Origin of the sequence: Streptomyces luteolifulvus, from assembly GCF_008806595.1 — a bacterium.
Lineage (GTDB): Bacteria > Actinomycetota > Actinomycetes > Streptomycetales > Streptomycetaceae > Streptomyces > Streptomyces luteolifulvus.
The window spans coordinates 212,547-234,635 of sequence record NZ_VZRB01000005.1 but is presented as its reverse complement, the minus strand read 5'-3'; the positions used below and the strand labels follow the sequence as shown (position 1 = coordinate 234,635).

The following is a 22,089-nucleotide window of genomic DNA, read 5'->3' as shown; positions in this document are numbered from 1 at the left end:
TGTGGAACGTACACGGGCCGGCCACGAGCAGCGGGCGAGCGCCGCCGAGCACGCGGCCCGGGCGGTCGGCCCCGCGCGGCGTCGCTCCACCGGGCAGGCCCCTGGCGGGGAGCCGCTCCGCCGCACGCCGGGCGCGGTCCGGGACACGGCGGCCGGGGGCCGCGCGGCAGGGCGGTTCTCCCCGCAGGACGGCTCGGGTGCGGGCCGGGGATGGGTGGCCGAGCCTGTCGAGTCCCCGTTCGTACGCGGTACGGCGCACTTCGAGGTGACCGAGGACGGCACCCCCACCGGGCGCATCTCGGTGGAGGCCACCGTGACCGTCCTCGGCACCGTCCTCGCGCGGTTGAGCTACACGGACGATGCCTGGCGGGGACGTACGGCGCTGGACGGAGCACGGACCGGTACCGGCGCCCTGGGCCTCGCAGGCGGCAACACAACGGTGCCGCTGCCGTCGGTGGCCGTGGACGAGGGCGTGGTGGGCATCAGGCTGGACGCCGGGATCAACCCGGGCCGGCTGGCGGTCGACACGGGCGACGGGGCCCGGCCCATGGACGTTCTGTCTCTGACGATGCCGGTCCCGGGGCCGAAGACCGCGGCCGGAGCGACCGGTGCCGCGACTGCCGGACGGGACAACGGCCTTCCGCCCGGGCCCCCGGCCACCGTGCCGGTCGTACCGCAGCCGGTGGAGTCCGCCGACGGGCAGGTCACGACCACCGACGACCGGGCCGCGGACCACCTCGTCATCAGCCCTGACGTGTCCTACGGCGAGCCCGAACTCCCCCTCACCGCGGGGGAGACCGGTGCTGTCGGGACAGCGCCGGCTCCCGCGTCCCCCGTCCTCGAACAGGCCCCGGCGGAGGAGGCCCCGGGCCGGGCAGCACCGGGCGAGCCTGCCCCTGCCCCGACCGGCGAGCCACCCGGCGGGCTCCCGGCGGAGGAGGCCCCGGGTGCCCTGCCGGAGGTCGCGCTCCGCATTCCGCCCGCGCCCGACGCTCCTTCCCCCGCTCAGCAGGAGCGCATCACCGCAGTGGCCAAGGGCGCCCGGCGGGCGGCCCGTTCCGCCGGCTCCCTCCCGGATGCGCAGTCCACCACCGCGGCAGCCCGCGGAGCCGTGACAGAGCCGCCGGTGGAAACCGCCGCACGGGCCGGTGCGGCGCTCGCGGACGCCCTCGGTACGCAGCCGGCCCCGCGCCCGCAGATCCTTCAGCTGTGCGACGACATCCGCCGCGCCATCCGCAGCAAGCGCCCGCTCGACGAGAAACACCTCGTCGAAGCCGATCCGAAGGCCATGGCCAAGGACGCCGGGCAATCGCTCAGCACCTCGGTCGAAGGCGACGCCGCGCGGGCCGCGGGGGGCTACGACGGCCTCCAGGAGCAGCCCACCGGCACACCGGAGACCACCCCGCAGCCGCTCGTAGCGCCGACGGGCCAAGTGACCGACCCGGGAATCGGGGCGCCCGGTGCTGCTCCCGACCCGATCCCGCCGCAGAACGTGTCCCTGGACGCCGACAAGGCGGACCTGGACAAGAAGGTCGCCGATGCGAGGATCGACCGGCCCTCGTCCGCTCCCATCCCGCAGCCGCCGTTCTCCACGGTGCGTGAGGGGCAGCAAGAACTCGGTGAGTTGGCGGCGACGCGACCGGCCGACGTACTGGCCAAGCAGGACGAGGCGCTGGCGCAGGCCCGGACCGGCATGGCCGATCTCCAGACCAAGGCGCTGGAGGCGCTCAACTCCTCACGAGCGGCCGCCGTCACCGATGTCACGGGGCGGCAGAGCGCGATGGTCGGCACCGAGCAGCAGACACGGGAGTCCGTCAGCCGCCGGGCCCAGCAGATCTTCACCGAGACGCAGACCCGGGTGGACGGCCTGCTCACACCGCTCACACGGACGGCGATGGAGAAGTGGGGCGCCGGGGTGGAGCGTCACTCCACGGAGTTCCGGCAGTCGCTGGACCGGGTGGCGCGGTGGATCGAGGAGCGTCACTCGGGAGCCGGCGGTCTGCTCCTGGAGGGATGGGATGCCGTCGCGGGGCTGCCGGCCTGGGTGACCGAGGAATACGACAGTGCGGAGCGGCTGTTCGGCGACCGCGTCTGTGACCTGCTGCTGGAGATCTCGGCCGACGTCGAATCGGTGATCGCGGCCGCCAAAGCCGTCATCGACGACGCCCGGCGACAGCTCGGCCTGCTGTTCGGCGACCTCCCCGCCGAGTTGCGCGCCTGGGCGGCGACGGAGCAGGCGGCGTTCACCGAGAAGCTCAACGGCCTCGACGCCAAGGTGGACCGGACCCGTGACGACTTCACCAAGGACCTCACCCAGCAGGCGGTGACGGCGGTCGCGCAGGTGCAGCGGGAAGTCGAACAGCTCCGCGAGGCGGCAGGCGGGCTCATCGGCAAAGTCCTGAGCGCGGTCGAGCAGTTCCTCGACGATCCGGTCAAGGCCATCATCGAGGGGCTGCTGCTGCTCGTCGGTATTCCGCCGCCCGCGTTCTGGGCGCTGGTGGACCGTGTCCAGCAGGTCGTGGCGGGCATCGCCGATGACCCGCAGAAGTTCGGCAACAACCTCGTCGCGGCCCTGGCCCAGGGGTTTCAGCAGTTCTTCGACCATTTCCCCGACCACCTGCTCAAGGGGTTCTTCAACTGGCTGTTCCGGGGACTGGGTTCGGTGGGTGTCCAGATTCCCACCGACTTCGGCATTCCGAGCATCATCACCTTCGCCCTCCAGCTCATGGGCCTCACCTGGGCGCGGATGAGAGGGATCCTGGTCAAGCACATCGGCGAGAAGGACGTCGCGCTGATCGAGAAGGCCTGGGACCTGGTCTCGGCGCTGATCAAGAAAGGGCCCCAGGGCATCCTCGAGATGCTCAAGGAGAAACTCGATCCCGGAGCCCTGTTCCAGCAGATCCTCGACGCCGCCATCGCCTATGTCACCGAGACGCTGGTCAAGCAGGTGGCCCTGCGCATCCTCGGCATGCTCAACCCCGTCGGTGCCGTTCTGCAGGCCATCGAGCTGATCTACAAGGTGCTGCGCTGGATCTTCGAGAACGCGGCCTCGATCTTCAAGTTGGTCGAAACCGTGGTCAACGGTGCCGCCGACATCCTGGCCGGCAACATCGGCGGGATGGCCAAGGCGGTCGAGGGCGCCCTGTCGCAGCTGCTGCCGATCGTGATCGACCTCTTGGCGGGCATGGTGGGACTGGGCGACCTGCCCGAGCAGGTGGTCGCCGTCATCAAGCGACTTCAGGACTACGTCTTCGGTATTGCCGAGGCCGTGATCGGCTGGTTGGTGACCAAGGGCCGTGCGCTCCTCGCCACCCTCGGATTCGGTGGGGCGGACGGGAAGCAGACAACCGCCAAGGGCGCCGACGCAGAGATCGGCCAGACCGTCACGTTCAGCGCGGCCGGTGAGTCGCACCGGCACTGGATCAAGATCACCGGCGCGACGGCCGACCTGATGGTCGCCAGCACGCCCACTCTCCTCGAAACGAAGCTGACCGAGTGGGAGCAGGCCGCACCGACGAAGTTCACGAACAACCAACAGAGGGCTGAGGTACTCGCGAACATCGCCACGCTGCGCACCCTGGTGTCGAATGCCGACATCGAGGCGGACCGGCTGGCGCGACAGCAGGCGGCCGAAGCCGCCGCACAGCGCCCGGGGGGTCCGGGAGCACAGCCCGCACCTCGCTCCGACGACGAGGCGCTCGAACAGCGGCAGAGAGACATCGCCCGCGTCCTGGGGCTGCTCTTCAAGGCGTTCGGTGAATCGCGGGACGCGGACCTGGAGACTCTGCTCGTCGAGATCTCCGCCCAACTTCCGCTCCATGGACGACGCTTCGCCGCACGTGTGCACCAGGCGTGGTGGGAACGGCAGATCAGAAAGCCGGTGATCTACGTACCGTCGGCCGGAGCGGAGGAGCGCATCTGGTGGGAGGGTGTGACCAACGGGACCGAGGACGAGGCCATCGCGTTCCTCGGCCACCCCGACATTCCCAGGCTGGTGCGGTCCTACTTCTACGGGGAGGACCCCACGAGCGGGTCGTCCAAGGGCCCGGTCAGCAAGCGGCAGCCCAGCGCCCAGGCCTTCGGCGACTACCTGTTCACCCTGCCGAGGACGCGGCCCCCCTCGATGGTGAGGGCTGCCTTCCTGACCAGGCTCGGCGAACCGGCCGCCAAAAAACTCAGGCTGGCGGGCGAAGCGCGCCTCGCGCCGGACGCGGATGCCCATGTCCGCGCGGAGATCGGGACGATCGCCTTCAGGCATTCTCTCACCGCGGAAGGCGAAGCCCAGTACGGCCGGTTCGACCCCTTCGTCGGCTCCAGTCTTCACCCGGGCCTGGCGGCGGCCGTACGCGCCTACGGCAAGGGCGATCCGACCGTCGGCGTGGTGCCGTTCCTCGCTGCCCTGGTCGTGCAGCCGAAGGCGGGCGGACTCACCTTCGAGCAGTTCAGCGCCCTGTGGAACACAGGGGGTGCCACGCGGTCGTGGATCAAAGACTGCTTCCGCGACGCGACCCCCAGTCACCACGAGTGGCTGCCCGTCGACCGCATCCGCGACGTCATGGTCACCGCCGTCGACAGAGCGCGCAAAAAGGACATCGCCCGCGCCAACGATTGGATGAGGGTGCTGCACGAGCTGAGGACTCCCACCCATCACGTGGTGTGGTCGATCGGCGAGATCGTGGGATTCCGGTACGCACCCGGCGAGGAGCCGAAGCCGATCGTAGAGATCAGGGCAGGCCTTCACGTGGGGGGTGGTTCTGTCCCGGGAGAGCCGACACGCCCGGCGGGCACCGCCAACTCCGCCGCTTTCCACGACCTGCTGCGTCAGTTCCTCGCCGACTACATGTCCTTCGGCGCAACGCCCCGCGAGTTCGTCACCGACCTGCGCGCAAACATCGACCAGTTCGTCTGGGACGGCAGTACCGCACACCTCGAAGAGTGGCAGCTGGGCCTGCGCCTCGGCATCGACATCCGCGTGGACGGCGTCGGCTGGCGCCAGGGGATGACGGTCGGGGAACTGGCGGAGGTGCAGAGGAAGCGGTTCCAGCAGATTCTGAAGGATTTCGACGCACTTGCGCAGACATTGCCGTAACCGCGGAATTGTCCTGCCATGACCACGGATTGCCCGTGAGGCCGAGGCGGTCCGCCTCGGCTCAGTGACCCAGATGTGACGTCCTCCATTGCGCCGCCGGGCCGGTCCGTGAAGGCTCTCGTCGAGCGAATGTCCGAAGAACTGTTATCCGAGCCTCATCGAGAGATCTCCCATGCATCGGACAGCACCGTTCGACGTCGAGGACAGGGAAGCTTTTGATGAGCACACAGCACGGGGTGGAGTCGGCGGCACTGGTGACCGCCGCCCGGGAAGGCGACCCGCAGGCGCAGGACGCCCTGGTCAGTGCCTATCTCCCGCTCGTCTACAACATCGTGGGACGGGCGCTGAACGGCTCCGTCGACGTCGACGACGTCGTGCAGGACACCATGCTCCGTGCCCTCGACTCGCTGGGCGGTCTGCGGACGCCCGAGAGCTTCCGCTCCTGGCTCGTGGCGATCGCGATGAACCAGGTCCGCAGGCACTGGCAGGACCGGCAGGTCTCCTCGGGCGCGGTGGAGCAGGCCGAGGACCTCGCCGATCCGGGCGCCGACTTCGTGGATCTGACCATGGTGCAGCTGCAGCTGTCCGGCCAGCGCCAGGAGACCGTGCGGGCGACGCGCTGGCTGGAGCCGGACGACCGGGGGCTGCTGTCGCTGTGGTGGCTGGAGTGCGCCGGTGAGCTGACGCGGGCCGAGGTCGCCGCGGCCCTGGAGCTGTCGCCCGAGCACACGGCCGTCCGGGTGCAGCGGATGAAGGCCCAACTGGAGGCGGCGCGCGTGGTGGTGCGGGCGCTCGACGCGCGGCCGCGCTGCGAGGAACTGCGCGATGTGCTGGCGTCCTGGGACGGCCGGCCCTCGGCGCTGTGGCGCAAGCGAATAGCCCGGCACGCCCGTGGCTGCACCCGCTGCTCCGGCCTGTGGAGCGGACTGATGCCCGCGGAGGGGCTGCTGGCGGGTCTGGCGCTGGTCGCGGCGTCGCCCGCGCTGCTCGCGAGCGTGCGCTCCGCCTCCGGGTGGATGGCCCCGGCCGACTCGGCGTCCCGGCCCGGCGATTCGGCAGGCCACACCGGATCGGGCCCGGGAGCCGGACATCGTGCCTCGGGCGGACGGGCGACCTCCCGCGGCGAGGCCCGTCGACGACGGCGCATCCGGCGCCGGGCCGTCGGCGGTGCCGTCGTGGCGGCCTGTGTGGTGGGCGGCGGCCTCTGGTACTTCGGCACCGACCCGGGGACCGGCACCGAGGAGGCGACCGCCGCACGCACCGCCGGCGCACCCGTCGTGGATCTGTCGGAATCCGGTCCCCTCGAGTCGCCCTCGGCCTCCCCGTCTCCGTCGCCGTCCGCGTCGAAGTCGAAGAAGGCGACGGCTTCCAAGAGCCCGCGCGCCACGAAGACGAGCGAGCCGGCTCCCCGGCCGTCCCCTCGGCCGACCCGGACCGCGACCGCCGCACCGCAGTCGCAGCCGGCCCCGTCGGGCACCGTCGGGCAGGTGGTCGCGCTGGTGAACAAGGAGCGGGCGGCCGCCGGCTGCGGTCCGCTCACCGAGGACGCACAGCTGAACAAGGCCGCACAGGGCCACTCCGACGACATGGCCGCCCGCGACTTCTTCGACCACACCAACCCCGACGGCGCCGACCCCGGCCAGCGCATCACCGCGGCCGGTTACCGCTGGTCCACGTACGGGGAGAACATCGCCATGGGCCAGCAGACGCCGGAATCGGTAATGGACTCCTGGATGAACAGCCCCGGCCACCGCGCCAACATCCTCAACTGCTCGTTCAAGAACATCGGCGTGGGCGTCCACAACGGTGGGGGCGGCCCGTGGTGGACGCAGGCCTTCGGTGCCAAACTCTGAGGTGAGCGCCGCTGCGAGGTGTGCGGCGCTTGGACGTCGGCGGCACCTCAGAGCATGACGTGCTTGACCTGTGTGTAGTCCAGCAGGCCGGTGAGGGAGAGGTCGCTGCCGTAGCCGGAGTGGCGTACACCGCCGTGCGGCATCTCCGACACCGTCGTGCCGTGGGTGTTGACCCAGACGATGCCCGTGTGCAGCGCACGGCTCGCGCGCATGGCGCGGTCGTGGTCCCGCGTCCAGACACTCGCCGCGAGTCCCTGGGGGACGGAGTTCGCCATCTCGAAGGCCTCGGACTCGTCCGTGAACGGCTGGACGGTGACGACCGGCCCGAACACCTCGCTGCGGACGATCTCGTCGCCCTGCCGCGCCCCGGCGACCACCGTGGTCTGGTGGAAGTAGCCGGGACGGTCCAGTGCCATGCCCCCGGTGACGACCTCGGTGTGCCCGGGCAGGCGCTCCAGCAGACCGCGTACGGTGGCGAGTTGGCCCGCGTTGGCGAGCGGGCCGAAGTCGGCGTCGGCGTCGTCGAAGGCTCCGGGCCGCAGCCGGGCGGCGCGGTCGGCGAAGGCGTCCAGGAAGGCGTCGTGGATCCGGTGGTGCACCAGGATTCTGGTGGCGGCCGTGCAGTCCTGACCCGCGTTGTAGAAGGCCAGCGACGACAACTGCTCCACCGCTTCGTCGAGATCGGCGTCCTCGTGGATCAACACCGGCGCGTTGCCGCCGAGTTCCAGGTGCAGCCGCTTCAGGTCGGCGGCCGCCGCGGCGGCGATCTCCTGTCCGGCGCGGACACTGCCGGTGACGGCCACCAGCCGCACCTGCGGGTGGGCGGGCCGAGGACTTCGTGACCGGCACCCTCGGCAAGGAGGTCGTGCGCACCCGGGGCAAGGCAGGCTTCGTCGTCAACGCGCTGCTCGTCCCGTATCTCCTCGCCGCGATCCGCATGGTGGAGTCGGGCAGCGCCTCCGTCGAGGACGTCGACCGGGGCATGGTCCTCGGCTGCGCGCACCCGCTCGGCCCGCTGGCGCTGACGGACCTGATCGGCCTGGACACCACGCGGGCCATCGCCGAGTCGCTGTACACCGAGTTCCGCGAACCCCAGTACTCGCCGCCCCCGCTGCTGTCCAGGATGGTGGAGGCGGGCCTGCTGGGACGGAAGTCCGGGCGGGCGGCTTCCACAGCTACGACAGTCGGCCGCGGGGCGAGGGGGCGACACCGGTGAGGCAGCGGTGAGGGAAGATGGTCACGGCGTACGACCACCGAACGAGGGGAGCCGCAGGGTGTCCACCAAGGTGCGCACGGCCGACACACGCGAGCGCATCCTGACCGCGGCGTGCGAGGTCATCGCCGAGATCGGTTTCGAGAAGATCCGGATGCGCATGGTCGCCGAGCGGGCCGGTGTGTCGACGGCGCTGCTGCACTACCACTTCGACACGCGCGAGAAGCTGTTCACCGAGGCGATGACCCACTCCTTCGCCAACACCGCCGTCGACGTCGAACGCGACGCGGGAACAGCGTCGGCGGCGGTCATCCTGGCCCGCATCGTGCGCAATCTGCTGCCGACCGATCCGCAACTGCACCAGGACTGGAGGCTGTGGCAGGAGCTGTGGGTCCGGGCGCTGCGCGACGAGACCACCCGGGTCTTCGCCGTGGACCTGTACGCGCAACTGCACGCCTGGGTGGCCGGCGCACTGCGGCGCGGCATCGCGTCCGGCGAGTTCACGCCCACCGATGTGGACGACCTCAGCACCCTCGTCCTGTCCCTGAGCGACGGCTACGGCATCCGTCTGATGCTGCGCGATCCGACGGTCACCCTGGAGACGGCGCTCATGTCCGTCTGGCGCCCCGTGTCCGCGGCGCTCGGCCTGCCGGACACGGTGCCGACGGGCTGAGGTCACGGCACGATGTTGTGGTTGAGGCGGAACAGGTTCCCCGGGTCGTGGCGCCGCTTCAGCGCCGTCAGACGAGCGTGGTTCCCGCGGTAGTTGGCCCGTACGCGGTGCTGGTCGTCGGCGTCCATGAAGTTCACATAGGCCACGGCATCTCGTCCTGCCGGCTGGTGCTCGGAGAAGAGCATCCACGCGCAGTACACGGCCCGCCGGGCGGCGCCCGCCGCCGCATACCCGGAGTACGCCCTCGTCCGCTGGACGATCGACTCCTCGATGCGGCTCGTCCACCAGGCGGCATCGGCGAACCCGGCGCAGTCGTCGGGGGTGAGACGAGCGGCGTCCAGACCGCGCAAGAGGCCGTACGCGTCGGCCCATGCCTCCCGGGTCACGGCGTCCCGGGCCTGCCTGAGCGGGACGGCCCGCTCGGCTGCCGGTGCCGGCTGCCGGCCGGTGCCGATGCTCCACTCGGTCACACGCCGCTCCCTTCTCGTTCCGGGCGAGCGGGAGGACCCTTCCTCAGGATAGGTACCGGGCGCGGCGTCGGCGCCGCCTTGCTCGCACTCAGGGCGGCGGGTGGTCGGGCAGGGCCTGCTCGGTCCAGAGCGTCTTGCCGGGAGGCGTGAAGCGGGTGCCCCAGGCCCGCGACAGCTGCGCGGTGATGAAAAGGCCCCGTCCGCCCTCGTCGGCCGTGGCCGCGTGCCGCAGATGCGGCGCGGCAGCGCCGGCGTCCCGCACCTCGCAGGTCAGGGTGCGGTCATGGATCAGGCGGAGTTCGAGCGGGGGGCTGCCGTAGCGGACGGCGTTGGTGACGAGTTCGCTGACGATGAGCTCGGTGTTGGATGCGGTCTCCTCGTCCACGCCCCATGCTTCGAGCTGAGCGCGGGCGCGGCGCCGGGCGAGGGCCACGGCCGCGGGTTCGCAGTCGAGCGGCCACACGGCGATCCGGTCGGCGGGAAAGGACCGGGTACGCGCGACGATCACCGCGGCGTCACCGGCGCCCAGACCCTCCGGGAGGGCGTAGACGAGAGCGTCGCAGAGCTCCTGCAGCGGACGTTCGCGGAAATCGCCCGCCGGCGGCAGCAGCTCAGGGGATCCGGCGAGATACGACGTGACCAGCGGATCACTGGTGAACACCAGCACGCTGCCGTCCGGCACCTCCACGTCGACGGCCGCGAAGGGCGTGCCCTCCGTGGCGCCCAGCCGGGGGCCGGCCAGGGTGGGGGGGACGGTGACGGCGCGGTCCGGGCACACGACGAGCGGGGCCAGATGGCCGGCCGCCGCCATCGCGCATCTGCCGGTCAGGGGGTCGTGCACCGCGAACACGCAATCGGCTTCGAGCGGTTCGCGGCGCAGCGGATCGCCCTGCGGGAGGCGCTCCCGTTCGGCGGCGAGCTGACTCGCCGTGTCGTGCAGCCGGGCGAGGAGCTCGTCGGGGGCGAGATCGAACGCCGACAGGGAGCGTACGGCGGTGCGCAGCTGCCCCATGGTCGCGGCCGCGTTCAGTCCGCGCCCCGACACCCTGCCCACGACGAGGGCGGTGCGGGCGCTGGACAGCGGGATGGTGTCGTACCAGGCGCCGGGCTCGGCACCGGTGACGGAGAGGTAGGCGGTCTCCAGCGACGCATGCGTCTCCGGGCGGCGGGGCAGCAGCTGGCGCTGGACCGTGGCGGCGATGGTGTGCTCCCGGGTGTAGCGCCGCGCGTTGTCGATGCACAGCGCCGTGTGTGCGGCCAGCTCCACCGCGAGCTCCCGGTCGTCCTCGTCGAAGGGAGCCGCGTCCTCGGTGCGGTACAGACTCACGATGCCGAGGGCGGCGTCGCGCAGCGCCAGGGGAACCACGAGGAGGGAATGGGCCCGGGACGAGCGGATCGCCGCCGCGCGCGGGGCATCGACGGACAGCCAGGGAGCGTCCGCTCGCAGCGGGACCACCCGGGGCCGCAGGTCGGTCAGGGCCTGGGTGTAGGGGGTCGGAGCCGGCAGCCGGCGGACGTCGCCCACCGGATGGGCCTGCGGCAGCCGGTCACGGGCGCCGCGGAACGCGGTGCGCATGAGGGGCGTGCCCGTGGGCAGCGGGGCCGGCGGCGGCTCGTCGCCGCGCAGCACGGCGTCCACCACCTCGACGATCGCGACATCGGCGAACGCGGGGACCACGGCCCCGACGAGTTCCTCGCCCGTCACGACCGGATCCAGCGTGCGCCCCACATGCCGTCGTACGGCGTCCAGCACCAGGGTGCGGCTACGGGCCCGTTCCCGTTCGGTGACGTCCACCGCGGTGACCGCCACTCCCAGCACCGAGCCGCTCGGGCTCTCCAGGCGCAGCGCACTGACCTCGAAGTGCCGTACCTGCCGCTCCTGCGGCGGATCCCCGGGGACGCGCGCCCTGATGATGCGCCGCAGCAGGGGCGCTCCGGTGTCCAGCACCTTGCGCAGGAGCACATCCACGTCGTCCTCAAGGGGTTCGTAGACGTCGCGGGCCCGGCGCCCTCTCAAGTCCTCCCACCGACGCCCTCGCATTCCGGGCGCGCCGGTGTTGACGCGGACCACCCGCAGATCCGTGTCCAGCAGATGGAGCCCGACCGGTGACTGCGTGAACAGCGCCTCCAGCATCGAGGCCGCCCGCTCGTCAACGCCCCGGCCGGGATCGCTGTGCGCCACACGGACCACCTCCGAGCTCCGTCCTGTGCCTGCTCCGGCGCACGGCTGCCCCGCTTCCGGGCATGCCTCAAGCGTGCTCCGGGGTCGCCGTGAGCGCACCCGCAGAGCGTCTCGCAGAGCAGATCCGCCGGAACGCTGGGATGCTGAGGAAGGAGCGCTACCCATGACCTGACGACGTGTGGCGGTGAGCGCCATGGCCGGGCTCGACGACAACGGTCCGCGATCGAAGGGACCGGAGGCTGATCCCCAAGGGGATCCCTTTCTGCGCACCCGGTTCGCCGTCCCCACGCGCCCGGCGACGTTCCTGAGGCGCAACCGGCTGGTCAGGCATCTCGACCAGGCCCTGCGGACACCGCTGACGATGGTCAACGGCGCAGCCGGCGCGGGCAAGACCCTGCTGGTCGCCGACTGGGCCGCGCGGCGGGAGCCCGTCGCCTGGCTCACCACCGACGCCGGAATCCAGGGCCCCGGGATGTTCTGGGCGTACCTGCTCCAGGCCCTGCGGGTGTCCGGACTGCCGCTGTCGGAGGGGGTCGGCTCCCCGGCGGAGGCCGGCCGTGTGGACCGGACGCTGCTGACGCGGCTCGCGACCGATCTGAGCACCCGGGACCGGCCGGTGATCGTGGTCCTCGACGAGTTCGACCGGGTCACCGACCCGGAGATCGCGGAGCAGCTGGAGTTCGTCCTGCACCACACGGGACGCGGCATGCGCCTGATCCTCGTCACCCGCACCGAACCCCTGCTGCCCCTGCACCGGTACCGGGCGGTGGGCGACATGACGGAGATCAGGGACGCCGAGCTGGCCTTCACCCCCGAGGAGGCGGCCGCACTGATGGAACGGCACGGGCTGCACCTCCCGGTGCCCGCCGCGCGCACGCTCGTCGAGCGCACCCGGGGATGGGCCGCCGGTCTGCGGCTGTGCGCCCTGGCCGCGCAGGAGAGCCCGGATCCGGCGACGTATCTGAAGGAGTTCGAGGCCGACCGCACCACCGTCGCCGACTTCCTGCTCGCGGAGGTCCTCAAGCGGCAGACCCCGGAGACACAGGACCTCCTGCTGCGGGTGAGTGTCCTGGAGCGCTTCAGTCCGGAGCTGGCGAACGCGCTGACGGAGCGCGCCGACGCCGAGCCCATCCTCGCGGGGCTGCACCGCGAGAACGCGTTCGTCGAGCACCTCGGGCACGGCTGGTACCGCCTTCACCCCCTGTTCAGGGAGATCCTTCAAGCCCATCTGCGGGTGCGCTCCCCCGGCCTGGAGCCAGAACTCCACCGACGGGCCGCCGCATGGCTACGGCGCTCCGGTTCCCTCGCGGAGACCCTCGGCCACGGTGCCGCCGCGGGGGACTGGGAGTTCACCGCGGCCGCACTCGTCGACGACCTCGCCATCGGCCAGCTCTTCACCGGCCTGCGCTCCGACGACCTCGCCGAGCTGTTCTCCCGTATGGGGCCCGAGGCCACGAGCCCGGCCACGGACCTCGTCCGCGCGGCCCGTGAGCTGTCCCGCAGCGACCTCGACCGCGGCCTGACCCATCTGCAGCATGCGAAGCAGAGCCTGGCGGGGGAGGAGCGCGCGGCGGGCGACACACCCGGCCTGGCGGCGGCCAGGCTGAGCTGTGCCCTGCTGGAAGCCCTGGCGGCCCGGCTGGCCGGATCGCCGGAACAGGCGGAGAGGGCGGCGGCCGAGGCCGAGAGACTGCGGGAGAAGGTCCCGGCCCACCTCCTGGACAAGCATCCCGAACTGACCGCCCTGCTGCTGGTGCATCTGGGCTCCGCACGACTGTGGGCCGGACGCTTCGACGACGCGCGCACCGCCCTGACCGCGGTCGCCGACTGCTCCGGCGGAGCGTCCACGGCGCTGCCGCGCGAGGACTCGCTGGGCCGCCTGGCGCTGATCGACTATCTGAACGGCTGGCTGGACAGGGCGGAGCGCAAGGCCCGGGCGGCGATCGCCGAGACGGAGCGGTTCGGCCTGTCGCAGCCGTCGGGCTCCGGTGTCGGGCGACTGGTCCTGGCCGCGGTGGCCGTGGACCGCAACGAACTGGACCAGGCCCAGGCCCTCCTCGACGTGGCGGCCGACGACCCCGCGATGCGGGACCCGGTGACGGAAGCGGGCCGGGCCATCGCCACCGCACGTCTGCTGCTGGCCCGCGGTGACACCCGGGCCGCGCTCCAGGCGGTGGAACCGGATCTCGGCGCCGACGTCGTCTCCCCCTGGGCGCAGGGGCACACGGCGCTGGTCGCCTCCGCCGCCCATCTGGCCGAAGGCCGGCCGGAGACCGCCGTCGAACTGCTGGATGCCGTGTCCGAGGGGCAGGTGGCGTGCGCCGTGGAAGCCGCGCGCGCCCGGCTCGCCGCGGGCAGGCCCGCGGAAGCCATCGACCTCCTCGACAGGGTGCACCCCGACGGCCGCAGCGGCCCCGCGGTCACCGTCCGGGCCGCTCTGGTGAGAGCGCAGGCCGCGGACCGGGCCGGGGACGCCGTCACCTCACGCAGGCTCGTCGCCCAGGCGCTCCACGAGGCACGGCGGGAGCGGCTGCGCCGTCCCTTCGTCGAGGCGGGACCGTGGATCCGGCCGTTCCTGGGCATGGCTCCGCTGCGGGGGCTGGCGGCCGGCTGGCTCACCCCCGGCCCGCCGTCGCACGGTGCGGCGCCCCGGCCGGCCGACCAGCCGCCGCCGGTCGTGGAGGAGCTGAGCGAGCGGGAGCGCGATGTGCTGCAACGGCTGGCGCAGATGATGTCGACGGAGGAGATAGCCGCCGATCTGTACGTGTCGGTGAACACGGTCAAGACCCACCTCAAGAGCGTCTACCGGAAGCTGGCGGTCAACCGGCGCAACGACGCGGTGCGCCGCGCACGCGAATTGCGGCTGCTGTGACCACGCCGGCCTCCCGCGGATCCGGGAGCACCGGCATCGCCGAACGCCGGGTCCATACCGACTACACCGGCGGCGTCTACGGATCCATGCTCGCCGCCTCGGTGGTCGTCGGCGCGGGCACCCTGGAGTCGTTCGACCGGCTGCACCTGGTGCTGCTCCTGCTGGTCACCGGCCTGGTGTTCTGGATCGCGCATGTACACGCCCAGCTGTTCGGAGCGCGCCTTGCGCAGCGGGCGCTGGACCGGCGGATCGTGTTCGACGTGTGCCGTGACGAGTGGCCGATCGTCAAGGCGGCCGTCCCGCCTGCCGCCGCCGTGGCCGTCAGCCCCCTCCTGGGCCTCGATGTGCCGGGCACCCTCTGGCTGGCGCTGTCGGTCGCCGTGGCGGGCCAGGTGGGCTGGTCGGCGGCCGCGGCACGACGGGCGGGTGCCTCGTGGGGTCTGGTGGCCATGACCGCGTCGGTGAACGTGGTGCTGGGTCTGCTGATCATCGCGTTCAAGCTCTATCTGACGCATTGAGGCTCTGTCTGGCGCATGGAGACCGGCGGCGCGTGCACGGGCGACGTTTCACCTCTGCCGGGTGAGGCCGGGCGGCGTGCCGCGACGGATGATCGCAGACAAGGGTGCATCCCGCCTGTCCCAGGACATCGGGGGAGAGCAGTTCATGCGCTACGAGATCCGCGTCGACGGACATATGTCGGAGACGCTGACGAGAGCCTTTCCGGAGCTGGACCATGTGCTGATGGCCGGCCAGACGGTTCTGTTCGGCACCGTCCTCGACGAGGCGCACCTGTACGGGCTGCTGGCGCGCTGCCAGTCGCTGGGACTGCGGGTCCTGGAGATGCGCCAGCTGCCCGAGACGGGCTGAACCCCCCGGCCGATCCCCCCCCGGCCGATCCCCCCACGCGAGACCGGCTGCTGTTCTCAGAGGCTCTCGGCCCGGACCCGGCCGGTGCGCACGGCGGCCGCCAACTCCTCGAAGTCCCGCTCGTTCCGGTCGGCGTAGTCCTGGGCGAACCCGGTGAGCGCGCGGTCGAAGCGGTCGCTCCCGCCCAGATACGCGGCGATGGCGACGGGGTCGCCGGAACGGGCATGCGCCCGCGCCAGACTGCCTCCGCACACCTGCCCGAACAGGCGGAGCTGGGCGGGATCCATGGTTTCCGGCCGTGCGATGCCCTTCCAGTCCCGCAGTTGGCGTACATAGAAGTCCCGGCCCTGCCCGTCGATGCCGGTGACATGGGTCCAGCCCAGGAAGATGTCGCTGGTCGTCTGGATCAGCCGCTGTCCCGTGACCACACGGCGGCCCTGGTTGTCGAAGCTCTCGGCGCCCGTGTGGGCCGCCAGGACCGACTGCTGGGCCTCCTTGGCCTGCAGCAGCAGGGGGTCGCTGTCGTCCCTGCCCAGCAGGAGCAGGATCCAGCAGCGCGTTCCGACGCTGCCGACGCCCACCACCTTGCGGGCGATGTCGACCAGCCGGTAGTGGTGCAGCAGATGCCGGCGCTCGGACGACAGGGTCCGCGCGTACTCCTCCAGAACGGTCTGGAGTTCCTTCTCCGTGCTGTCGTCGGACGACTCCGCCAGAAGGTCCCGGAGCGGAGTGATCAGCGGCGGGTCCGGTGCGATCTGCCGGCCTTCCTCCGTGACGTGGGTGAGTTTCTCGACAGCCTGCATATAGGTGTGCTTGCGGGCACGCTCCGACGCCTCGGCGGCACGGCGCCTTGACTCCTTGTCCATCGACGAGGCCATCAGCCGGCGCATGCTGTCGACATCGTCCTGCGCGTACCAGATGTCCAGGGTGCGCATGCCGGCGAACTCCCGCATGCGCTCCCGGTAGGCCTGCACGCAGTCCCGCACCGCGCTGTTCTGCTCCTTGACCGAGAAACCGTTGGCGCGGCCGGCGATCACGAAGCTGGAGGCCAGTCGCTTGACGTCCCATTCGAACGGACCGGCCAGGGTCTCGTCGAAGTCGTTGATGTCGAAGACCAGATGACGCTCGGGCGAGGCCAGCAGCCGGAAGTTGAGCAGGTGGGCGTCCCCGCACAGCTGCACCGCCAGGCCGCTGTTCGGGGCGGGTCCGAGGTCCGTGGCCATGATCGCTGCCGCACCCCGGTAGAAACGGAACGGGGACTCGGTCATGCGGCCGTACCGGATCGGCACCAACTCCTGGACACGCGTGGCGGACTGACGCTCTATCACATCGATCGGGTCGGGCCGGTCGCTCGCCGCCTCGAACGAACCGTGGGACGAACGCGGCGCGCGCGTGCGCGCGTTCCTGCCGTACGCCGCCCTCTCGGCCGGGGGCAGGGACACGGTGAATGCATTCGGTGCGGTCATGGTTCAAACCTCCTGGAGGGATGTCCTGGTGCCGGGGGAGTCCTACTGCAGCGGCTCCCGTCCCTGCCGGCGCAGTCCGGTCCGGACCGCATTGGCGAGCACTCGGGCGGCGACGCCCACGAGCAGCAGCCCGCTGGCCATCTGAAGCATCGTCAGCACCCGGCCGGTCTGGGAGCGGGCGGTGATGTCGCCGAACCCGACCGTGGTGAAGGTGGTCAGCGTGAAGTACAGGGCGTCCGTTCTCGTCAGCGGCTCGCTGAGCGAACCCGGGGAGGACCGCTCCAGCAGGTAGTAGGAGCTGGCGAAGAGCACGAGATACAGCGACAGCGTGACGGTCAGGGTCTCGACGGCCCTCAGCAGGGGCCAGGGAGAGCGCACGATGACCCGCACGGCCCCGGAGAAGAACAGGACCAGCGCCAGCAGTCCGGACGCGAGCAGGGTCCAGCTGCCGGTGTCGCCCCCGTTCACGGGCAGCAGGAAGTAGGCGGCGACAAGGGCCGCGGTGATGCACAGGGCTCGCGCGAGGGCGACAGCGGCCGTCCGCCGCCCCGGACCCGGCCGTCTGCGGTGCGACGCACGTCCCGACCGGCCGGAGTCTGCCACTGGATCGTTCATCGTGTGTCTCTTCGTCCGTTCCGTGGCTCGCCGACGCATGTGTCCGCTCCCAGCTCATCGCCCGGGTCACGCGCGCGGATCACCCGCCAGGGGTGATCCGCGGGGCCGAGCGCCGGCGGGAGGCTGGCCGGGCAGCCAGCGCGAGGAGGAGCCATGACCGTGCCGCGAGGTCCGGCACCGCGTACCGGACCGGAACACCTGCCCGACGGGGCGGCTTCCCGGGCAGCCGAGGACCCCGCGGACGTGCTGGCGAGACTCGGGCGCTCCTGGACCTGGATCCTCGCTTCCGCGGTCACCACGCTCGTGCCGGGCATCCTGATCCTGGTCTGGCCGGACGAGACCCTGCACGTCCTGGCGGTCCTCCTCGGCCTGTACCTGCTGGTGACCGGGGCGTTCCGGTTCGTCGAGGTCTTCGCCCGGGACGAGGCCGGTGAACGGCTGCCCGGGCTGCTCGTCGCGGTGCTGTACGTCCTGGCCGGGGTGCTGTGCCTGAGGAACCCGCTGCAGACCGTCGCCGCGCTCTCGCTGGTCGTCGGGATCGTCTGGCTGGTGTCCGGCATCCTCACCCTCTTCACGGCCCTCGCTGCCAAGGGCATGCCGCACCGCGGCTTCGTCCTCGGCGCCGCTGTGATCGGCATCCTCGCCGGAATCGTGGTGCTGGCCCTGCCGTTCGAGTCGGCGCGCGCGCTGACCCGGATGCTCGGTCTGTGGCTGGTCCTGCTGGGCCTGGTCGAGGTGGTGGTCGCCCTCGCCTGGCGATCCGCGCTCGCCCGGGCACGCGCCACAGAGCCGCGGGGGCCCACGGTCTGAGGCAGTCTCACCCGCCTCGGGTGATGCCGGGGCGCACTTGCCGTGCGCACGCTGAGAACGTCACGGAACGCCTGCGGGCGAATGCCCGGGACGGAGGAGAGACATGAGTGGGCAGTACCTCGCGTACGACTATCCGCTGCTGAGCGTCTTCTGGTCCATGCTGTGGTTCTTCCTGTGGATCATGTGGTTCATCCTGCTCTTCCGGGTCGTCGTCGACATCTTCCGTGACGACGACATGAGCGGGTGGGCCAAGACCGGCTGGCTGCTGTTCTGCATCTGCCTGCCCTTCCTGGGCGTGCTGGTCTACGTGATCGCCCGCGGCAGGGGCATGGGCCGCCGCGAGGTTGCACAGGCGCGCGAGCAGCAGCGCCAGTTCGACTCCTACATCCGGGAGACCGCCAAGAGCGGCGGAGGGACCAGTAGCGCCGACGAGCTCGCCAAGCTGTCCGAGATCCGGGCCCGCGGCGACATCTCGGACGAGGAGTTCCGCCGGGCGAAGGAAATGGTACTGAGCGGCCACGGCTCGTCGCAGAGCACGGGTGCCGCCACCTCCACCTCCGGTCACTGAGGGCACCGTACGACTGAATCGAGGCAGCAGGATGACCGCGACACACACTCCCCGCGCACACACGGCCAGGCGGCAATGGGCCCAGGGACTGACGGTCTTCGCAGCCGTCATGCTCATGATCGCAGGCCTGCTCGACATCTTCCGGGGCATCATGGGCATCGCCGAGGACGACGTCTTCGTCGCGACCCGCAATTACGTCTTCGAGTTCGACCTCACCGGCTGGGGCTGGATCCACGTCATCCTGGGCGCCGTCGCCGTGATCGTCAGTCTGGGACTGTTCCAGGCGGCGATGTGGGCGCGGGTCATCGGCGTGGGCATCGCCGGACTGATCATCATCGCCAACTTCCTCGACCTGCCGTACTACCCGGTCTGGTCGATCGTGATGATCGCCATGTCGGGGTTCATCATCTGGGCCCTGTGCGTGGCCCGGCAGGACGTGACCGCCGACTCGTTCGAGCAACCGCCGCGCAACGTGTGAGTCAGGCGGGGGAGGGCGTCGCGTGGATGCACACAGCGCCGAGGCGGAGCGGCCGAACGGCCGCTCCGTTTCGGCTGCCGGTGAGGGCCGGGCCGGATGGGCGCGGCTGGCCCTGCTCGCCCTGCTCGCGGCCGCGCTGGTACCGCTCGTGGCCGCCGGTCTGCGGAGCGTGCTGTGGGCGCTGGTCGGCATCGCCGGACTGGCGCTCGCGGCCGCCGGGGTGTGGTGGGCCCTGGCCCACACCGGCGTGGTGAGACTGGCCGGCGTGGCCCTCTGCGTGGCCGCACCCGCCGTGGTCCTGGCGCTGTACGGCGCGTCGGGCATGCTGGTACCGGCCCTGCTGTCCCTGGCCCTGTGGCTGGTGGCCACGGTCGCGGCCCGGGTCGCCGTGATACCCCGTCATGCTCCCTCCGCACCCGAGCGTGCCCCCGCGGCGGCACCCCAGCACCCCTGGATCCTCATGAACCCGCGCTCCGGCGGCGGCAAGGTGGACCGTTTCCACCTGGTGGACAAGGCACGGGCGGCGGGCGCCCGAGTCGTCCTGCTCGGCGCCGGACGGCAGGACGTCGCCGAACTGGCCCGGCAGGCCGTGTCCGAGGGGGCCGACCTGCTGGCGGTGGCGGGCGGAGACGGCACCCAGGCCCTGGTGGCCGAGGTGGCCGCCCAGCACGACCTGCCCTTCCTGGTGATCCCGGCCGGCACCCGCAACCACTTCGCGCTCGACCTCGGCCTCGACCGCGACGACCCCGCGGCGGCCCTCGACGGCCTCGCCGACGGCGTCGAGCTCCGCGTCGACCTGGGGTTCGCGGCCGACCGGGTGTTCGTCAACAACGCCTCGTTCGGAACGTACGCGGCCGTCGTCAGCGACCCGGCCTACCGCGACGAGAAGGTCCAGACGACCCTGCAGACCCTGCCCGGACTCCTCAGCGGCCCCGACGCCCCGAAGCTGCGGATGCGGGCCGGTGACACAAGCGCCGACGGGCTGCAGGCGCTGCTCGTCAGCAACAACCCCTATCTGCGAGCCGTCGACTCGGCCCATCCGGGGCGCAGGGAGCGGCTGGACTCCGGACTGCTCGGACTGCTGTGTGTGCGGGTCGGCAGCGCGGCGCAGGCGGCGCAGCTGCTGCGCGGCCCCCGTTCCGGGAGCCTGCTGCGGCTCACCGCGCGGGAGGCGGTCGTGGAGGCGGACACGGACACCGTCCCGGCCGGCATCGACGGGGAGCATGTGCTGCTGCCGGCACCCGTGGTGTGCCGGATCGCGCCGGGTGCCCTACGGATCCGGGTGCCACGCCACCGCCCCGGCACGGCCCTGAGCCGAACGTCGGCCGACTGGCCCCGCATCACCCGACTCGCACTGGGCCGCCCGGGGACGGGCGGGCAGGGGGCGGCAGAGGCCGCTTGATCCTCGGCGGAGGCCGGGGCCACGAGTGCGCGGCAGCCAGCGGCTGGCGGTGGGCGGGCGGCGGTTCGGGTGGCTGCTTGACCGGCCCGGCTCGCAGTTGGTGGGTGCTTTCGCGGGGCATGTGCCGTTCCCGCGTGGGCGGAGGCTGGGGTCACGGTCGCGCGGCAGTCCCCGACCGGCCGCGGGTGGGAGCCGGGCCCGGGAGGCCGCCGGACCCGAGCGGTTCGCGGTCGGTGGAGCCGCTCGGGGGCAATGACCCGCGCGGCTCGGGGTCGGTGGGTGCGTTCGCGGGGCATCTGCCGCTCCCGCGTCGAAGGACGCTGGGGTCACAGTGCGCGGCAGTCGCTGGTCGGGCTGTGGGGGCGTCGTACGGCGGAAGCCGCCTGACCCGCCCGGCCCGGGGCGGGTTGAGGCGCTGCGGGCCACAGCCGTCGGTCGGCCGCGGGCGGGCGCCGGGATCCGCCCGGCCCGGGGCCGGCGGAGGCGCTTGCAGGCCGCATGCCGCGTGCCGCTCCCGCCTCCCCGGACCCGCGGAAGTCGTCCGGGGAATGCTCCAGACGATGCGGGATGCCGGCCGCGGAAGCGGAAATCACCCGTCGCAGGCGATGTCCCGCCAGCCGGTGTCGGGGTGAGCTGGGCGGGACGTACATGACGAGACGGGGCTGGAACCCCGCGGCAGGAAGGCGGAATCCGATGTGCAGGTGGCTCGCTTACTCGGGAACGCCCGTCCTGCTCGACACTATCCTCTACAAGCCGTCCCACTCGCTGATCGACCAGAGCCTGCACTCCCGACTGGGCGTCGAGACGACCAACGGTGACGGGTTCGGCATCGGCTGGTACGGGCAGGACCTCGACACTCCCGGAGTCTTCCGGGACATCGGCCCGGCATGGAGCAACCGCAACCTGAGGGAGATCGCCGATCACGTCCGCTCCCATCTGTTCTTCGCCCACATCCGGGCCACGACCGGCACCGCGGTGCAGCAGACCAACTGCCACCCCTTCCGCCACGGCCGCTGGATGTGGATGCACAACGGCGCGATCGCCGACTTCCACCGCATCCGGAGGGACCTCGCGCTGGCCGTCGATCCGCAACTGTTCCTCGACATGGAGGGCTCGACGGACTCCGAGATGATGTTCTTCCTGGCCATGACCTTCGGGCTGGAGAAGGACCCGCCGAGCGCCGTCGCCCGGATGGCGGGCCTGGTGGAGCAGGTCGGCCACGAGCACGGAGTGGAGTTCCCGCTCCAGATGACGGTCGCCGTGACCGACGGGGAGCGGCTGTGGGCCTTCCGCTACTCCAGCGAGGGCCATTCGCGCTCGCTGTTCTACAGCACCGCGGTGGAGACACTGCGGGCGCTCCACCCCGACCTGGAGTTCCTGCGGGAGGTCTCCGACGAGACCCGTCTCATCGTGTCCGAGCCGCTGGGCGAGATGCCCGGCGCCTGGAACGAGGTCCCCGAGAGCAGCTACGGCGTCGTGCAGCACGGAGAGGACGAACTGCGCTCCTTCGTGCCGCAGGCCGCGTGAGGCG

15 protein-coding genes and 2 pseudogenes are annotated in these 22,089 nt (G+C 71.7%); 12 read left to right on the top strand and 5 right to left on the bottom strand.

Annotation, left to right across the window (positions count from 1 at the left end):
* Position 1: 1 nt before the first annotated feature.
* Both F7R91_RS09890 and F7R91_RS09885 read left to right on the top strand, forming a co-directional pair.
* A complete protein-coding gene (locus F7R91_RS09890) occupies positions 2 to 5,089 on the top strand; it encodes a hypothetical protein (RefSeq protein WP_150946659.1) in 5,088 nt (1,695 codons plus the stop codon).
* Between the two features lie 218 nt (positions 5,090 to 5,307).
* Positions 5,308 to 6,942 (top strand): sigma-70 family RNA polymerase sigma factor, encoded by a 1,635-nt coding sequence (locus F7R91_RS09885; RefSeq protein ID WP_150946657.1) that lies wholly within the window; start codon positions 5,308 to 5,310, stop codon positions 6,940 to 6,942.
* Between the two features lie 47 nt (positions 6,943 to 6,989).
* Here the strand turns inward: F7R91_RS09885 and F7R91_RS09880 are convergent, their stop codons facing one another.
* Positions 6,990 to 7,745 (bottom strand): aldehyde dehydrogenase family protein, encoded by a 756-nt coding sequence (locus F7R91_RS09880; RefSeq protein WP_230989790.1) that lies wholly within the window; start codon positions 7,743 to 7,745, stop codon positions 6,990 to 6,992.
* A gap of 20 nt (positions 7,746 to 7,765) precedes the next feature.
* Here F7R91_RS09880 and F7R91_RS09875 point away from each other — a divergent pair.
* A pseudogene (locus tag F7R91_RS09875) lies at positions 7,766 to 8,169 on the top strand (3-hydroxyacyl-CoA dehydrogenase family protein); the annotation flags it as partial.
* A gap of 47 nt (positions 8,170 to 8,216) precedes the next feature.
* Positions 8,217 to 8,828 (top strand): TetR/AcrR family transcriptional regulator, encoded by a 612-nt coding sequence (locus F7R91_RS09870; protein WP_150946653.1) that lies wholly within the window; start codon positions 8,217 to 8,219, stop codon positions 8,826 to 8,828.
* A 2-nt stretch (positions 8,829 to 8,830) separates the two neighbouring features.
* On the opposite strand, the pseudogene F7R91_RS41950 reads toward F7R91_RS09870, so the two are convergent.
* Together F7R91_RS41950 and F7R91_RS09860 are read right to left on the bottom strand one after the other, a co-directional pair.
* Positions 8,831 to 8,968: pseudogene (locus F7R91_RS41950) on the bottom strand (BBE domain-containing protein); the annotation flags it as partial.
* Positions 8,969 to 9,386: 418 nt separating this feature from the next.
* Complete coding sequence (locus F7R91_RS09860) at positions 9,387 to 11,480, bottom strand: SpoIIE family protein phosphatase (RefSeq protein ID WP_225320585.1); 2,094 nt, start codon at positions 11,478 to 11,480, stop codon at positions 9,387 to 9,389.
* Between the two features lie 193 nt (positions 11,481 to 11,673).
* On the opposite strand from F7R91_RS09860, the gene F7R91_RS09855 reads away from it, so the two are divergent.
* The 3 genes from F7R91_RS09855 (at position 11,674) to F7R91_RS09845 (ending at position 15,219) form a co-directional block, all read left to right on the top strand.
* Entirely contained in the window at positions 11,674 to 14,352 is a 2,679-nt protein-coding gene (locus F7R91_RS09855; protein WP_150946650.1) for a LuxR C-terminal-related transcriptional regulator, read from the top strand.
* Positions 14,349 to 14,870, top strand: a complete 522-nt coding sequence (locus F7R91_RS09850; RefSeq protein ID WP_408056021.1) for a hypothetical protein — start codon at positions 14,349 to 14,351, stop codon at positions 14,868 to 14,870. Before F7R91_RS09855 ends, F7R91_RS09850 begins: the two co-directional genes overlap by 4 nt.
* Before the next feature lie 145 nt (positions 14,871 to 15,015).
* The gene (locus F7R91_RS09845; RefSeq protein ID WP_150946877.1) at positions 15,016 to 15,219 is read left to right on the top strand and encodes a hypothetical protein; all 204 of its coding nucleotides are present in this window, start codon (positions 15,016 to 15,018) and stop codon (positions 15,217 to 15,219) included.
* A gap of 56 nt (positions 15,220 to 15,275) precedes the next feature.
* Here the strand turns inward: F7R91_RS09845 and F7R91_RS09840 are convergent, their stop codons facing one another.
* Both F7R91_RS09840 and F7R91_RS09835 read right to left on the bottom strand, forming a co-directional pair.
* The gene (locus F7R91_RS09840; protein ID WP_150946648.1) at positions 15,276 to 16,685 is read right to left on the bottom strand and encodes a DUF2252 domain-containing protein; all 1,410 of its coding nucleotides are present in this window, start codon (positions 16,683 to 16,685) and stop codon (positions 15,276 to 15,278) included.
* Positions 16,686 to 16,727: 42 nt separating this feature from the next.
* A complete protein-coding gene (locus tag F7R91_RS09835) occupies positions 16,728 to 17,300 on the bottom strand; it encodes a potassium channel family protein (RefSeq protein WP_150946646.1) in 573 nt (190 codons plus the stop codon).
* Between the two features lie 153 nt (positions 17,301 to 17,453).
* On the opposite strand from F7R91_RS09835, the gene F7R91_RS09830 reads away from it, so the two are divergent.
* The 5 genes from F7R91_RS09830 (at position 17,454) to F7R91_RS09810 (ending at position 22,085) form a co-directional block, all read left to right on the top strand.
* Positions 17,454 to 18,110, top strand: coding sequence for an HdeD family acid-resistance protein (locus F7R91_RS09830; RefSeq protein WP_150946644.1), 657 nt, complete (start codon positions 17,454 to 17,456; stop codon positions 18,108 to 18,110).
* A 103-nt stretch (positions 18,111 to 18,213) separates the two neighbouring features.
* A complete protein-coding gene (locus tag F7R91_RS09825) occupies positions 18,214 to 18,678 on the top strand; it encodes an SHOCT domain-containing protein (RefSeq protein WP_150946642.1) in 465 nt (154 codons plus the stop codon).
* 31 nt (positions 18,679 to 18,709) lie between these two features.
* Positions 18,710 to 19,156, top strand: coding sequence for a DUF7144 family membrane protein (locus F7R91_RS09820; protein ID WP_150946641.1), 447 nt, complete (start codon positions 18,710 to 18,712; stop codon positions 19,154 to 19,156).
* A gap of 22 nt (positions 19,157 to 19,178) precedes the next feature.
* On the top strand, positions 19,179 to 20,558 hold the full coding sequence (locus tag F7R91_RS09815) for a diacylglycerol/lipid kinase family protein (RefSeq protein ID WP_150946639.1): 1,380 nt from the start codon (positions 19,179 to 19,181) through the stop codon (positions 20,556 to 20,558).
* 693 nt (positions 20,559 to 21,251) lie between these two features.
* Positions 21,252 to 22,085 carry a class II glutamine amidotransferase gene (locus F7R91_RS09810; RefSeq protein WP_150946637.1) on the top strand — a complete coding sequence of 278 codons (834 nt, stop codon included), beginning with the start codon at positions 21,252 to 21,254 and terminating at the stop codon, positions 22,083 to 22,085.
* Positions 22,086 to 22,089: the final 4 nt, after the last annotated feature.

Excerpts from the sequence above, each read along its gene's own strand:
- F7R91_RS09885 (WP_150946657.1), top strand. The coding sequence starts at position 5,308 with ATGAGCACACAGCACGGGGTGGAGTCGGCGGCACTGGTGACCGCCGCC.
- F7R91_RS09855 (WP_150946650.1), top strand. The coding sequence starts at position 11,674 with ATGGCCGGGCTCGACGACAACGGTCCGCGATCGAAGGGACCGGAGGCT.
- F7R91_RS09845 (WP_150946877.1), top strand. The coding sequence starts at position 15,016 with ATGCGCTACGAGATCCGCGTCGACGGACATATGTCGGAGACGCTGACG.
- F7R91_RS09840 (WP_150946648.1), bottom strand. The coding sequence starts at position 16,685 with ATGACCGCACCGAATGCATTCACCGTGTCCCTGCCCCCGGCCGAGAGG.
- F7R91_RS09835 (WP_150946646.1), bottom strand. The coding sequence starts at position 17,300 with ATGAACGATCCAGTGGCAGACTCCGGCCGGTCGGGACGTGCGTCGCAC.
- F7R91_RS09830 (WP_150946644.1), top strand. The coding sequence starts at position 17,454 with ATGACCGTGCCGCGAGGTCCGGCACCGCGTACCGGACCGGAACACCTG.
- F7R91_RS09825 (WP_150946642.1), top strand. The coding sequence starts at position 18,214 with ATGAGTGGGCAGTACCTCGCGTACGACTATCCGCTGCTGAGCGTCTTC.
- F7R91_RS09820 (WP_150946641.1), top strand. The coding sequence starts at position 18,710 with ATGACCGCGACACACACTCCCCGCGCACACACGGCCAGGCGGCAATGG.
- F7R91_RS09810 (WP_150946637.1), top strand. The coding sequence starts at position 21,252 with ATGTGCAGGTGGCTCGCTTACTCGGGAACGCCCGTCCTGCTCGACACT.